This window comes from Microbacterium candidum (assembly GCF_030315975.1).
Taxonomy (GTDB): domain Bacteria; phylum Actinomycetota; class Actinomycetes; order Actinomycetales; family Microbacteriaceae; genus Microbacterium; species Microbacterium candidum.
Genome location: NZ_JASXSZ010000004.1, coordinates 32,646 through 45,508, shown reverse-complemented (window position 1 = coordinate 45,508; position 12,863 = coordinate 32,646). Strand labels below are relative to the sequence as shown.

General features: G+C 71.1%; 13 protein-coding genes. 4 read left to right on the top strand and 9 right to left on the bottom strand.

All coding sequences use genetic code 11. The annotated features are described in order from the left end of the window. Positions 1-23 precede the first annotated feature (23 nt). Positions 24-266, top strand: a complete 243-nt coding sequence (locus QSV35_RS12705; RefSeq protein WP_286289147.1) for a hypothetical protein — start codon at positions 24-26, stop codon at positions 264-266. Continuing rightward, positions 267-1,553 (top strand): MFS transporter, encoded by a 1,287-nt coding sequence (locus QSV35_RS12700; protein ID WP_286289146.1) that lies wholly within the window; start codon positions 267-269, stop codon positions 1,551-1,553. Positions 1,554-1,590: 37 nt separating this feature from the next. Here the strand turns inward: QSV35_RS12700 and QSV35_RS12695 are convergent, their stop codons facing one another. Continuing rightward, complete coding sequence (locus QSV35_RS12695) at positions 1,591-2,412, bottom strand: hypothetical protein (protein WP_286289145.1); 822 nt, start codon at positions 2,410-2,412, stop codon at positions 1,591-1,593. A gap of 213 nt (positions 2,413-2,625) precedes the next feature. Here QSV35_RS12695 and QSV35_RS12690 point away from each other — a divergent pair, with 213 nt between their 5' ends. Beyond that, on the top strand, positions 2,626-4,293 hold the full coding sequence (locus QSV35_RS12690) for a thiamine pyrophosphate-binding protein (RefSeq protein ID WP_286289144.1): 1,668 nt from the start codon (positions 2,626-2,628) through the stop codon (positions 4,291-4,293). A 59-nt stretch (positions 4,294-4,352) separates the two neighbouring features. On the opposite strand, the gene QSV35_RS12685 is transcribed toward QSV35_RS12690, so the two are convergent. Further along, the gene (locus QSV35_RS12685; RefSeq protein WP_419956849.1) at positions 4,353-5,747 is read right to left on the bottom strand and encodes a glyceraldehyde-3-phosphate dehydrogenase; all 1,395 of its coding nucleotides are present in this window, start codon (positions 5,745-5,747) and stop codon (positions 4,353-4,355) included. Positions 5,748-6,035: 288 nt separating this feature from the next. Here QSV35_RS12685 and QSV35_RS12680 point away from each other — a divergent pair, with 288 nt between their 5' ends. Continuing rightward, positions 6,036-6,851: an LLM class flavin-dependent oxidoreductase gene (locus QSV35_RS12680; protein ID WP_286289142.1), complete on the top strand. Its 816-nt coding sequence runs from the start codon at positions 6,036-6,038 to the stop codon at positions 6,849-6,851. A 1-nt stretch (position 6,852) separates the two neighbouring features. Here QSV35_RS12680 and QSV35_RS12675 read toward each other — a convergent pair whose 3' ends face one another. The 7 genes from QSV35_RS12675 to paaK form a co-directional block, all read right to left on the bottom strand. Further along, on the bottom strand, positions 6,853-7,608 hold the full coding sequence (locus QSV35_RS12675; RefSeq protein WP_286289141.1) for an enoyl-CoA hydratase/isomerase family protein: 756 nt from the start codon (positions 7,606-7,608) through the stop codon (positions 6,853-6,855). A 10-nt stretch (positions 7,609-7,618) separates the two neighbouring features. Next, complete coding sequence (gene paaE, locus QSV35_RS12670) at positions 7,619-8,740, bottom strand: 1,2-phenylacetyl-CoA epoxidase subunit PaaE (protein ID WP_286289543.1); 1,122 nt, start codon at positions 8,738-8,740, stop codon at positions 7,619-7,621. A gap of 77 nt (positions 8,741-8,817) precedes the next feature. Beyond that, positions 8,818-9,330 carry a 1,2-phenylacetyl-CoA epoxidase subunit PaaD gene (paaD, locus tag QSV35_RS12665; RefSeq protein WP_286289140.1) on the bottom strand — a complete coding sequence of 171 codons (513 nt, stop codon included), beginning with the start codon at positions 9,328-9,330 and terminating at the stop codon, positions 8,818-8,820. Further along, positions 9,324-10,121: a 1,2-phenylacetyl-CoA epoxidase subunit PaaC gene (paaC, locus tag QSV35_RS12660; RefSeq protein ID WP_353618977.1), complete on the bottom strand. Its 798-nt coding sequence runs from the start codon at positions 10,119-10,121 to the stop codon at positions 9,324-9,326. Before paaC ends, paaD begins: the two co-directional genes overlap by 7 nt. Positions 10,122-10,234: 113 nt before the next feature. Further along, positions 10,235-10,540, bottom strand: coding sequence for a 1,2-phenylacetyl-CoA epoxidase subunit PaaB (paaB, locus tag QSV35_RS12655; protein ID WP_286289541.1), 306 nt, complete (start codon positions 10,538-10,540; stop codon positions 10,235-10,237). After that, entirely contained in the window at positions 10,540-11,487 is a 948-nt protein-coding gene (paaA, locus tag QSV35_RS12650) for a 1,2-phenylacetyl-CoA epoxidase subunit PaaA (RefSeq protein ID WP_419956848.1), read from the bottom strand. Before paaA ends, paaB begins: the two co-directional genes overlap by 1 nt. Before the next feature lie 63 nt (positions 11,488-11,550). Next, on the bottom strand, positions 11,551-12,855 hold the full coding sequence (gene paaK / locus QSV35_RS12645; protein WP_286289138.1) for a phenylacetate--CoA ligase PaaK: 1,305 nt from the start codon (positions 12,853-12,855) through the stop codon (positions 11,551-11,553). Between the last annotated feature and the right edge of the window lie 8 nt (positions 12,856-12,863).

The window sequence follows — 12,863 nt, the reverse complement described above, 5'->3', positions numbered from 1 at the left end:
CGTTCCACGGCTACGCTCGACGCATGCCAGGTCGGAGCGGACAGGCGGGCGGACGGGTCGCCGCGCATCGCGGGCGCACCCTCGCGGTGTGCATCGCGCTGCACGCGGTGCTCCTCGGCGCGCTCATCACGGGCATGGTCCTCGACCTCGTCGACGGCACGCGGCTCGGTCCGATGCTGATCGGGGCATACGTCGCGGCATCCCTCGTCCTCACGACGGCGATGTTCTGGCCGGACCTGCGCCGCTTCTGGTATACCATTGACTGAATGACCGTCCAGGAAGCGCGCGCTGCGGGCAAGGGAATCGCGGCGGCCGCCCTCCGGCCATTCGCCTCGCTGCAGGAACCCGGCGGCTTCCGGGCGCTGTTCGTCTCCAACATCGCCTTCTTCACCGGCGCGTGGAGCATCACGTTCGTCCTCGGCTGGATGGTCTACGAGCAGACCCACTCCGAGGTCGACCTCGCGGTCTTCACGTCGGTCCGGCTCGCGCCGCTCCTCCTGGGGCCGCTCGCAGGCGTGCTGTCCGACCGCTTCGAGCGGCGCCGCCTGCTGCTGGTCGCGAGCGCGTGGTCACTCGTGGCGACGGCCGCCATCGCCGCTCTCGCAACGGCCGGAAACCCCGCCTATCCCGCCCTCCTCGCGGCCGGTCTCGCGATCGGCATCGCGCAGTCGCCCTCCCAGCCCGCCCGCGCGGCCCTCGCCGCGGAGCTCGTGGAGCCCGCGCTCCTGAGCAACGCGAACGCGCTGAACTCGCTCGTCTTCAGCTCGACGATGATGCTCGGACCGGCGGTCGGCGGCGTGCTGGTGTCTGCCTTCGGCGCACCGGCCGCTCTGTGGGTCACGGCCGCCTGGTACGCGGCATCCTTCATCTCGATGCAGCGGGTCCCCGCCGACCGTCCGCGGGTGACCGAGCATCACGACGGGGCGTGGCGGATGCTCGCCGACGGGGCGCGCGACATCCTCCGCATCCGCGTCGTGTCGGCGGTCCTGGCGATCACGATCCTCGCCAACACCCTCGTCTTCTCGATCAGCTCCGGGTTCATGCCCGTCTTCGCGCGCGACGTGCTGAGCCTCGATGCCGCCGGGCTCGGCGCGCTCATGACCTGCTGGGGCGTCGGCGGGACGGCGGGTTCGCTCATCGTCGCCGGCCTCGGCGACTTCCAGCGCAAGGGCGCCGTGTTCCTCGGCGGCACCGCGCTCATGGGCCTGATGTTCGCGCTCTTCGGCCTCACCACGGCGCCGTGGCTGGCGTTCCTGCTGCTGACGTGCACGGGGCTCGTCTCCTCGACGTTCGGCGTGCTGCAGACGACGCTCATCCTGTCCGCGACGCCGCCGCAGCTGCAGGGCCGCGCGATGGGACTGCAGGAGCTCGCGATCGGCGCGATGCCGCTCGCCGCACTCCTCGTCGGCGCGACGGCTCACGTGGTCGGCATCGGCCTGACGACGTTCCTGTTCGGCATGCTGCTCGCGGTGCTGCTCGTCGTCATCGCAGTCACCGTTCCGGCGCTGCTGCGTTACGACGGCGTCGCCGCGGATCGCGCATCCCACGCGTGACACGCGGACCGGACGCGAGGCGCGGACGGGCTCACGATCAGGGCGTCGGCGACGGCGTGGGCGTCACCGACGGCGGCGGTCCGCTCAGGTGCTCGGCCGCGAGCGAGTCTATGTCGGACCCCACCTCGATGTACGGAGTGCCGCCCGGGGTCACCCAGTACGCGATCGGCTGGCCTGGTCCGAAGTCGACTCCCACACCGATCCCGTCGACCACCCGCGATGTGGGCGCGCACGACGACGATATGCCGTAGGCCGTGTCGACCGCGAGGCACGTGGTGGCTCCGCCGTCCGCCGTCACCCACCACAGGTTCGCGCCGTCGAGGCGGGCGACGAGCGACAGTGTGATCCGGCCGGGGTAGTCGGCGTACATCTGGCGCACACCGTCCTCGTCGAGCGGGAGCAGAACGGGAGGCAATGCGGTCCCGGTGCGGGGTACGGGGGATGCGGTGCCGCCCGCCACCGTCGCGACGGAAGACCCGAGCAGGTAGGCCACCGTGAAGACGATCGCGACGATCGGGAGGGCGGCCAGGAGCACCGACCGTCGACGCCAGGCGGGGATGCGATGCGGTCGGAGGTGCTCCGACGCAGCCGCAGGAGCAGCATCCCCCGATTCCGTCGGCCCCTCGGCCGCCTCTGGCGTGATCTCGCCCTCATCGGCCGTCGCGGGCGGCTTCGCGGTCGATGCCGGCGGTGCCGCGGACGGGGATGCGGCCGGTGCTGGCGGCGCCGTCACGCGTGCCCTGTCCTCGAGCTCCGCCCAGCGCGCGAGGGCGACCGGATCGTCCTGGATGTCCGCGTCGGCGCCGAAGGCGCGAGCACGCAGACCGCGCAGTTCGGCGCTCTCCTCCTCGTCGAGCATCAGCGCCTCCTCGTCGGTGGTGGCCGACAGTCTGGCATGCAGCCCTGTCAAGGCGCCGCTAACATGGACGCGTCCGGCATCCGCCCGCAGCAGGGTTGCAGCGTCTGCGCGTGCCGGTGCTCGCAAAAGGAGCACGCAGCGCTCACAGCCACTGCCAGAAGCGCGAGACACATACGGTCACCCGCATCCGTCATCGTCTCGAGAGGCTTCGCCATGCCCACCGTCTCCGCCCACGTCGCCGTCACCCTCGCCCGCCACATCGACCACGTCTTCGGACTGATGGGCAACGGCAACGCGTACTTCCTCGACGCGCTCGATCGCGAGACGCCCGCGCAGTACACCGCGGTCCGCCACGAGGCGGGAGCCGTCGTGGCCGCGGACGCGTTCTTCCGCGCGTCGAACCGCATCGCGGCGGCCACCACGACCTACGGCGCCGGCTTCACCAACACCCTCACCGCCCTCGCCGAGTCGGTGCAGGCGCACGTGCCGCTCGTCCTCGTCGTCGGCGACGAGCCGACGTCGGGCCCGCGCCCGTGGGACGTCGACCAGATCGCGCTCGCCTCCGCCGTCGGCGCCCGCACGTACACGGTCGGCCGGGCGGATGCGGCGGCCACGACGATCATCGCGATCGAGCACGCCCTCACCTACCGGGTCCCGACGGTGCTCGCGATCCCCTACGACGTCGCACAGCTCGAGGCCGGCCCCGTGCCCGAGGCGCCGATGCCGCACGTGCCCGACGCCCTGACGCCGAGGGGCGAGTTCGCCGCGGCATCCATCGCGTCGCTCGCGCGCGACCTCGCAGGCGCGAAGCGTCCGTTCCTGCTCGCCGGCCGCGGAGCGTGGCTCGCCGACGCGGGTGATGCCCTCGGCGCCCTCGCCGACGCCACCGGAGCGATCACCGCGTCGACAGCACTCGGCCGCGGAGTGTTCCCGGCCGCGGAGTTCGACCTCGGCGTGGCCGGCGGCTTCGGCGCCGACGGCGCGATGGAGCTCGTGCGCGAGGCCGACGTCGCAGTGGTCTTCGGTGCCTCGCTCAATCAGTTCACGATGCGCTTCGGCGACCTCTTCGCACCGGGCACGCGCGTCGTGCAGGTGGATGTCGCGCCGACCGCGACGCATCCCCACGTCGGCGGGTTCGTCCGCGGCGACGCGGCAGTCGTCGCATCCGCCCTCGTCGCGGAGCTGGACGCCCTCGGATCGACGCCGAGCGGATGGCGCGAGCAGGTCGACCTCGAGCCGCTGCGGGTCCGCGAGTCCGGAGACGGCCTCGCGCCCGACGGCCGGCTCGACCCGCGCTCCGTGGCCGCGCGCATCGGCGAGCTCCTGGACGGCGCCCCGTCGACGCGCGACCGCGTGGTCGTCTCCGACGGCGGCCACTTCATCGGCTGGGCGAACATGTACTGGCCCGTCGAATCGCCCGATCGCATGGTCATGGTCGGCACGCACTACCAGTCGATCGGCCTGGGCTGGCCGTCGGTACCGGGAGCCGCGCTCGCGAAGCCGCAGTCGACGGTCGTCCTGACGACGGGCGACGGCGGCGGGCTCATGGCCCTCGCCGACCTCGAGTCGGCGGTCCGCGTCGCGGGCGGCCGCGGCGTCGCGGTCGTCTGGAACGACGCCGCCTACGGCGCCGAGGTCAACCTCTACGGCCTGAAGGGACTCGCCGAGGACCCGATGCGCATCCCGGAGGTCGACTTCGCGGGGCTCGCGTCCGCTGTCGGCGCCGAGGGCGTCGCCGTGCGAACGATGGCCGACCTCGACCGGCTCGAGGCGTGGGCGGCGACCCCTGTGCACGAGCGCCCGTTCCTGCTGCTCGACTGCCGCATCTCGGGCGGAGTCATCGCGCCGTACCAGCAGGAGATCATCCGCGTGAACTCCTGACCCGCCATCATCGACGAAGGGCCGCGGCTTCGCCGCGGCCCTTCGTGCACTCAGGTCTCTCAGCCCGCGAGGGTGACCTCGCGACGCACGGGGACGACGAGGGGATGCGTGCCCGCCATCTTCTCGAGCACACGGACGACCTGGCACGAGTAGCCGAACTCGTTGTCGTACCAGACGTAGAGGATGAGGGTGTCCTCGTCGGCGATGGTCGCGAGACCGTCGACGATGCCGGCGCGGTGCGACCCGACGAAGTCGGTCGACACGACCTCGGGCGACTCGACGTAGTCGATCTGCTGGCGCAGCTTCGAGTGCAGCGACACGCGGCGCAGGTAGTCGTTGACCTGCTCCTTCGTCGCGGGGCGCGCGATGTTCAAGTGGAGGACCGCGAGCGAGACGTCGGGCGTGGGGACGCGGATCGAGCTGCCGGTGAGCTTGCCCTCGAGCTGCGGCAGCGCCTTCGCGACGGCCTTCGCGGCGCCGGTCTCGGTGATGACCATGTTCAGCACGGCAGAGCGGCCGCGGCGGTCGCCCTTGTGGAAGTTGTCGATGAGGTTCTGGTCGTTGGTGAACGAGTGCACCGTCTCGACGTGACCCTTGACGACGCCGTACGCCTCGTCGATCGCGGCGAGCACGGGGGTGATCGCGTTGGTCGTGCAGGATGCGGCGGACAGGATGCGGTCATCCTCCGTGATCGTGTCGTCGTTGATGCCGTGCACGATGTTCTTCAGGGGGCTCTTGCCGGGCGCGGTCAGGAGCACGCGCGAGACGCCCATCGAGCGGAGGTGCTGCGAGAGACCCTCCTCGTCGCGCCAGCGTCCGGTGTTGTCGACGACGATCGCGTCCGAGATCCCGTAGGCGGTGTAGTCGATGGATGCCGGGTCATCGGCGTAGATGACCTGGATGCGCGTGCCGTTGGCGATGATCTGCTGGGCGTCCTCGTCGATCGAGACCGTGCCGGCGAACCGGCCGTGCACCGAGTCGCGCAGCAGCAGGCTCGCCCGCTTCTGCAGATCGTTCGCGCCGCCCTTGCGGACGACGATCGCGCGCAGGCGCAGTCCGCTGCCGCCGCCGGTGTGGGAGATGAGGATGCGGGCGAGCAGGCGCCCGATGCGGCCGAAGCCGTAGAGGATGACGTCGGAGCCGGCGGGTGCCGCATCCGTCCCCCCGAGGATGTCGGCGAGCTGCGCCCTGAGGACGTCGGTCGCGTCGGCGTCGCTCGCGCGCACCTCGGCGGCCAGGCGTCCGACGTCGATCGACGCGGCGCCGGGGGCGAGCTGCTCGAGGGCGGTCAGCACCGCGAGCGTCTCGGTGGGGTCGAGCTCGTCGTGGCCGAGCTGGCTCACGCGCTCGTGCACCTCGAGCAGGCCGATGGCCGAGAGGTTGATCATCCGGTGACCGTGGAGGGACGTCACGACCTCGCGATCGCGATACAGCCGCCCGATGATGGGGATCATCTTCTCGGCGAGCTCCTCGCGCGCCGCCCAGTCCTCGGTCTGCTGCGTGTCGACCACGTCGTCCCTTTCAGTTTTGGGAGGGGGGTTCGCCGACGCTCATGACGCCGACGGTCTACCATAACCGGCGGATGTCGGAGATCCGGCGACTTTGCCCGCGCAGAGGGTGTCAAGAATCACCGTTCTTGACAGATCGTTAGATGCCCCGGTTCGCCGGGCCTCCCCGGGGAGTGCGGCGGATGTCTCCCGAGGGAGGATGCGCCCGCCCGGCGCTCGGGAGAGGGTGGAGGCATGACATCCTTCCGATTCGGTGCCGTGACCGCAGTCCGCGGCGACGCTCGCGCATGGGGCGAGGCATCCCGCCGCCTCGAAGCGTCCGGGTTCGCCGCCGTCCTCGTCCCGGACACGCTCTGGACGCCGTCGCCGTTCCTCGCCCTCACGGCCGCAGCCGCGGCGACCACGACCCTGCGTCTGGGCACGTGGGTGCTCGCCGCTCCCTTGCGCACGCCCGCCGCCGCCGTGCGCGACATCCGCACGCTCGTCGAGCTGTCCGGCGGCCGGTTCGAACTCGGCCTCGGCGCGGGTCGCCCGGGAGCGGAGCAGGATGCCGAGAACCTCGGCGTGCCGTGGGGGACGCCGCGCGAGCGCGTCGATCGCGTGGAGGCGACGATCGCCGCCGTGCGCGGCGCCCTCGGCGACGACCTGCCGATCACACTGGCCGCGTCGGGCGACAGGATGCTGCGCCTGGCCGGGCGTCACGCGCAGGGCGTCGCCCTCCCGCTGCCGCCCACGGCGACGGTCGCGGAGATCGCCGCCATCGCCGACCGCGTGCGGGCAGCGACCCCGGCGGCGCGGCCGCCGCTCGAGCTGTCGCTCTCCGTCGCGGGCGTCGGCGACGACGTCCCCGAGTGGATGCGGCGCAACGCCGGTGTGACACCGGAGTCGCTGCGCGAAGCCGGCGCGGTCGCGCTGCTCTCCGGCGACGTCGCCCGCGACACGGACGCGCTGCTGGCCCTGCGCGAGGCGACCGGCGTCTCGTTCCTCACGATGTCCGCGGAGTTCGCCGACCGGCTCGCGCCGCTCGTCGAAGCCCTGTCGGGCCGGTGACCTACTCCCCCGTAAAGTCCGGCTTGCGCTTCTCGCGGAAGGCGGCGAAGCCTTCGATGTAGTCGTGGGTGTGGCGCAGGGCCTCCTGCTCGTGCGTCTCGGCGTGCACGGCGTCCCACAGACGCGCGTCGCGCAGGCGCGCGATGACGCGCTTCGAGGCGAGGAACGACTCGGTCGGCCCCGCCGCCGCGCGGGCTGCGCGCTCGCGCGTGAACTCGAGGAGCTCGTCCCGCGGCATCGACCGCGAGAACAGTCCGGCCTCGACGGCATCCGCCCCCGAGAGCAGTTCACCCGTGTAGATGAGGTCGAACGCGCGGTGCGCGCCGAGCCGCTCGAAGAGCAGGGCGTGCCCGCCGGAGTCGAGCACGGCGCCGAGGCCCGCGAAGGGCGACCCGATCTTGGCGTCGTCGGCGACGTAGACGACGTCGGCTGCGATCGCGAGTCCGAGGCCCACGCCGAGGCACGCGCCCTGCACGGCGGCGAACGTCGGCGCCGGGAAGCCCGCGATCCGCCGCATGAGCGCTTCGACGTCGCCGAGGTATCCGGGCACGTCGTCGGTCGCGGGATCCACTCCGGCGATGTCGCGACCAGCGCAGAACGCCCTGCCTTCGCCGCGCAGCACGACGGCGCGCGCGCCCTGGGCGTCGCGGAACGCGGCATCCAGTTCCGCCAGGTCGTCGCGGTCGAGCGCATTGAGCTTCGACGGGGCGTCGAGCACGATCTCGGCGACGTCGCCTGTCCTCGTCAGCGTGATCATGGGGCCTCTCTCAGGCGTCGTAGTCGACGACGACGCGGTCGCTCGTCGGGTGGGACTGGCACGTCAGGACGTACCCGTTCTCGATCTCGTCGGGCTCGAGGGCGTAGTTCTCCGTCATCGTGACGGCTCCGTCGACGACGCGGGCGCGGCACGTGCCGCAGACTCCCCCGGCGCACGCGAACGGGACGTCGGGGCGCACGCGCAGCGCTGCGGTGAGGATCGACTCGCGCGCCGCGGTCGGACTCTGCACCGTCGACGACGTGCCGTCGAGCGTGAAGTCGAGCGTGTAGATCTCGTCGCCCTCGCGCACCTCGTCGACCGGGATCGGCGGCGGCTCATTGCGGTCGCGGTCGCCCGTCGTGAACAGCTCGTACCGCACGTGCGCCCGCTCGACGCCGAGGTCTTCGAGGGTGTCGCGGCACAGCTGGACGAGGTCCATCGGCCCGCACAGGAACCACTCGTCGACGGTGTCGGGCAGGACGAGGTCGACGAGGATGCGGCGCAGCCGCTCCTCGTCCAACCGCCCCGACAGCAGGGGCGCCGCGCGCTGCTCCCGCGAGAGCACGTGGTGCAGCGCGAGCCGGGCGGGGTACTTGTCCTTGAGGTCGGCGAGCTCCTCGACGAACATGACGTCGGTCGTGGAGCGGTTCGTGTAGACGAGCGTCACGCGCGAGGTCTCCGAGCGCTCGAGGACGGTGGATGCGAGCGCCATCATCGGCGTGATGCCCGATCCCGCGGCGACCCCCGCGACGTGCGCGCCGTCGAGCTCGGCGAGGTTCGACGTGAACGTCCCCTGCGGGCTCATGACGTCGATCCGGTCTCCCGCGTGGAGCTCGGTCTGCGCCCACGTGGAGAAGCGGCCGCCGGAGTCCCGCTTGATCGCGACGCTCACCGACCCCCGGGCGGGCGGGCGGCACAGCGAGTACGACCGGCGCAGCTCGTACCCGTCGACCTGGGCGCGCAGGGCCACGTGCTGCCCGGCGAGGTAGTCGTAATCCTCGGCGAGCTCGTCGGGCACCGCGAAGGTGACCTCGACGGCAGCATCCGTGAGCGGGCGGACCTCTGCGACCGTCAGGGTGTGGAAGGTCGCACGCCGGCGGGAGCCCTTGGCGCCGCCGACGGATGCGGTCATGAGCGCCTCGGCGACGCGCTCGGCATCCGGGATGGTCGGTTTCGCACCGGCGTGGTGGAGGGCGGCGAGTTCAGGCATCAGTGCACCTTGAAGAAGTCGAAGGGCTCGAGGCACGCACGGCACTCGTACAGGGCCTTGCAGGAGGTCGACCCGAACCGCGACACCTCGCGCGTGTTCAGCGACCCGCAGTGCGGGCACTTCACTCCGAGACTCACGGTGATGGGGCCGGAGACCCGCGCACGTCCGGTGGGCGGGGCGATGCCGTAAGCGGCGAGCTTCTGCTTGCCCGCATCCGTCATCCAGTCGGTCGTCCAGGCGGGGCTGAGGGTCGTCTTGACATCGACGTCGTCGAACCCCGCGTGCGCGAGGGCGAGCACGACGTCGTCGCGGATCGTGTCCATCGCGGGGCACCCGGAGTAGGTGGGCGTGATCGTGACCGTGACGCGGTCGCCCGACACGGCGACGTCGCGCAGCACGCCGAGGTCTTCGATGGTGAGGACGGGGACCTCCGGGTCGCAGACGGATGCCGCGACCTCCCACGCGCGCTCCTGTTCCGGTCGCTGAGCCCGTCGAAGCGTGCCGGTCACCATGTCGCCCCCGGGTGCTGCCGGGCGAGCACCTGCATCTCGGCGAGCGCGTACGCGAGGTTCGGGAAATGCCGTCCCTCGCGCCCGCCGCCCGAGGCGACGAAGCCCTCGGGCACGTCGAGCTCGGCCTCCGCGAAGACCGCGGCGATCACGGCGTCGAAACCGGCGCGCAGGGTCGAGGGGCGCACCGCGACACCTTCGAGGCGGTCGTTCAGCGGCTCGTCCCGGAAGAGTTCGTCGACGTACGGCCAGACGTCGGAGAGGCCGCGGATCATGCGCCTCCGCGACTCGTCGGTGCCGCCCGCGAGGCGCAGCGTCCACTGCACGGCGTGGTCGCGGTGGTAGTCGACCTCCTTGAGGGCCTTCTCGGCGACGGCGGCGAGGGTCTCGTCGGAGGACGACCGGAGGGCCTCGTAGAGCTCGAACTGGTAGACGGATGCCGCGAGCTGGCGGGCGATCGTCTTCGCGAAGTCGCCGTTGGTCTGCTCGAAGAGCCACGCGGAGCGGAACTCCGGCTCGTCGCGCCAGTAGGCGAGGTCGTCCTCGGTGCGCCCGTCGGCGGTGCCGGCGTAGCGCAGCAGCGACCGCGCATGGCCGAGGAGGTCGAGGGCGATGTTGCCGAGCGCGACGTCCTCCTCGAGCTCGGGGGCGTGGGCGACCCAGCCGGCCAGCTGCTGCGCGAGGATCAGCGCGTCGTCGCCGAGCCACAGCGCGTACTCCGCCGCATCCGGGCTCGCCACCGCCTCCTCGGAGCCCGAGAGCTCGGCTTCGAGGGCGATGTCGTCGACACTCACTTCTCCGTGAACGTCACTGCGTTTCGTCTCGGTCGTTCCTCCCTCGCTCAACGACCCGCGGGTGTCGGTCGTTGAGCGAGCGAAGCGAGACGAAACGCCTTCAACTTCCGAAGTCACAGGTGCGGCACCCCCTCGGACGCCGTGTAGTACTTGGCGTGCCGGTAGTTCTTGCCCGCGGGGCTCTCGAAGAACGCGCCCTTCGCGTCGGGGTCGCTCGTCGTGATCGCCTCGGCCGGGACGACCCAGATCGACGTGCCCTCGCCGCGACGGGTGTACAGATCGCGCGCGTTGCGGAGGGCCATCTCCGCATCGGGTGCGTGCAGGGATCCGGCGTGCACGTGGCTGAGGCCGCGCCCCGCCCGCACGAACACCTCCCACAGGGGCCAGGTCTCGCGTTCGCTCGCTCCGGGAGTCGCCATCACGCCGCCATCCCTTCAGAAGCAAGAGCCTGCTTGCGCGCATACTCCGCGGCGGCCTCGCGCACCCACGCACCCTCTTCGTGCGCGTCGCGGCGGTTCTGCAGCCGCACCGCGTTCATCGGGCCCCGGCCGGCGAGCACCTCGTGGAACTCGGTCCAGTCGATCTCGCTCGTGTGCCAGCGCTGCCCGTCCTCGTCCCAGCGCAGCTCAGGATCGGGCAGAGTGACACCCAGAATCGCAGCCTGCGGCACCAGCATCCCGATGAACCGCTGCCGCAGTTCGTCGTTCGAGAAGCGCTTGATCTTCCACGCCATCGACTGCGCCGAGTTCGGCGACTCGTCGTCCGGCGGGCCGAACATCATGAGGGCCGGCCAGTACCAGCGGTTCACGGCATCTTGCGCCATCTTCTGCTGCTCCTCGGTGCCCTGCATGAGGGTCAGGAGGATCTCGAAGCCCTGCCGCTGGTGGAACGACTCCTCCTTGCAGATGCGCACCATCGCGCGGCCATAGGGGCCGTACGACGCGCGGCACAGGGGCACCTGGTTGCAGATCGCGGCGCCGTCGACGAGCCAGCCGATCGTGCCCATGTCCGCCCACGTCGGGGTCGGGTAGTTGAAGATCGACGAGTACTTCGCCTTGCCGTCGATGAGCTGCTGCGTCATCTCGTCGCGCGTGGCGCCGAGCGTCTGCGCCGCGGAGTAGAGATACAGTCCGTGGCCCGCCTCGTCCTGCACCTTCGCGAGCAGGATCGCCTTCCGCTTGAGGCTCGGGGCGCGCGTGATCCAGTTGCCCTCGGGCTGCATCCCGATGATCTCCGAGTGCGCGTGCTGCGAGATCTGCCGGACGAGCGTGCGGCGGTAGGCCTCCGGCATCCAGTCGCGCGGCTCGATGCGCTGGTCGGCCTCGATGACGGCGTCGAACGCGGCCTGACCGGCCTCGTCGTCCATCACGGTTCCGTGCTGGGTCATCCTCGACTCCTCAATAACAGAACGATCGTTCAGCAAAGTGTATCACCGCAGGTCGTACACACGCTTGTACTTGCCCTCGCTGCGCGGCAGGGTCCCCGGCTCCTCGAGCTTGACGTCGACGGACGTGCCGATCTGCACCTTGATGCGCTTCTGCAGCACGACCGCGGCCGCCTCGCACGTCTCCCTGTCGATCGACGGATGCCGCTCGATGCGGACGGTCATCGCATCCATCCGCCCCTCGCGCGTGAGCTCGAGGATGAAGTGCGGCGTGAGCGTCTCGATGCCGAGGACGAGCTCCTCGATCTGCGTCGGGAAGAGGTTCACCCCGCGCAGGATGATCATGTCGTCGTTGCGGCCGGTGATCTTCTCCATGCGGCGCATCGCGGGGTACGCCGAGCCGGGCAGCAGCCTCGTGAGGTCGCGCGTCCGGTAGCGGATGACCGGGAACGCCTCCTTGGTCAGCGACGTGAAGACGAGCTCGCCGAGCTCGCCGTCCGCGACCGCGGCGCCCGTCTCCGAGTCGATCGTCTCCGGCAGGAAGTGGTCCTCCCAGATGTGCGGGCCGTCCTTCGTGGTGACGGACTCCATCGCGACGCCGGGCCCCATCACCTCGCTGAGGCCGTAGATGTCGACGGCGTCGAGCCCGAGGCGCCGCTCGATCTCGGCGCGCATCTCGTTGGTCCACGGCTCGGCGCCGAGGATCGCGACCTTGAGGCTCGTCGAGCGCGGATCGATCCCCGCCTCCTCCATCGCATCGGCGATCGTGAGGAGGTAGCTCGGCGTGCACATGATCGCGTCGGGCTGGAAGTCCGTGATGAGCTGCACCTGGCGCGCGGTCTGCCCGCCGGACATCGGGATGACGGTCGCGCCGAGCTTCTCGATGCCGGCATGGGCGCCGAGTCCGCCGGTGAACAGGCCGTAGCCGTAGGCGTTGTGGACCTTCATCCCGGCCCGCACTCCCGACGCATGCAGTGACCGGGCGACGAGGGTCGCCCAGTTGTCGAGGTCCTGCTGCGTGTACCCGACGACCGTCGGGCGCCCCGTGGTCCCGGACGAGGCATGGATGCGGCGGACGTCGGCCATCGGCACGGCGAACATGCCGAACGGATACGTCTGGCGCAGGTCCTCCTTCGTCGTGAACGGCAGCTTCACGATGTCCGCGAGGGCCTGGATGTCGTCGGGCTTCACGCCCGCGGCATCGAACTTCTGCCGGTAATGGGGCACGTGCTCGTAGGCGTGGCGGACCGTCCACTGGAGGCGCTCGAGCTGCAGCGCCTCGAGTTCCTCGCGGGCGAGCGCCAGGGTGGCGCCCCCGATGCTGTCGTTCTCACGTGTCGTCGTCGACATGTCTGTGC

Excerpts from the sequence above, each read along its gene's own strand:
- QSV35_RS12695 (WP_286289145.1), bottom strand. The coding sequence starts at position 2,412 with ATGCTCGACGAGGAGGAGAGCGCCGAACTGCGCGGTCTGCGTGCTCGC.
- paaA (WP_419956848.1), bottom strand. The coding sequence starts at position 11,487 with ATGGACGACGAGGCCGGTCAGGCCGCGTTCGACGCCGTCATCGAGGCC.
- paaE (WP_286289543.1), bottom strand. The coding sequence starts at position 8,740 with ATGACCGCATCCGTCGGCGGCGCCAAGGGCTCCCGCCGGCGTGCGACC.
- paaB (WP_286289541.1), bottom strand. The coding sequence starts at position 10,540 with ATGGCGACTCCCGGAGCGAGCGAACGCGAGACCTGGCCCCTGTGGGAG.
- paaD (WP_286289140.1), bottom strand. The coding sequence starts at position 9,330 with ATGGTGACCGGCACGCTTCGACGGGCTCAGCGACCGGAACAGGAGCGC.
- QSV35_RS12700 (WP_286289146.1), top strand. The coding sequence starts at position 267 with ATGACCGTCCAGGAAGCGCGCGCTGCGGGCAAGGGAATCGCGGCGGCC.
- QSV35_RS12690 (WP_286289144.1), top strand. The coding sequence starts at position 2,626 with ATGCCCACCGTCTCCGCCCACGTCGCCGTCACCCTCGCCCGCCACATC.
- paaK (WP_286289138.1), bottom strand. The coding sequence starts at position 12,855 with ATGTCGACGACGACACGTGAGAACGACAGCATCGGGGGCGCCACCCTG.
- QSV35_RS12675 (WP_286289141.1), bottom strand. The coding sequence starts at position 7,608 with ATGATCACGCTGACGAGGACAGGCGACGTCGCCGAGATCGTGCTCGAC.
- QSV35_RS12705 (WP_286289147.1), top strand. The coding sequence starts at position 24 with ATGCCAGGTCGGAGCGGACAGGCGGGCGGACGGGTCGCCGCGCATCGC.
- QSV35_RS12685 (WP_419956849.1), bottom strand. The coding sequence starts at position 5,747 with ATGATCCCCATCATCGGGCGGCTGTATCGCGATCGCGAGGTCGTGACG.
- QSV35_RS12680 (WP_286289142.1), top strand. The coding sequence starts at position 6,036 with ATGACATCCTTCCGATTCGGTGCCGTGACCGCAGTCCGCGGCGACGCT.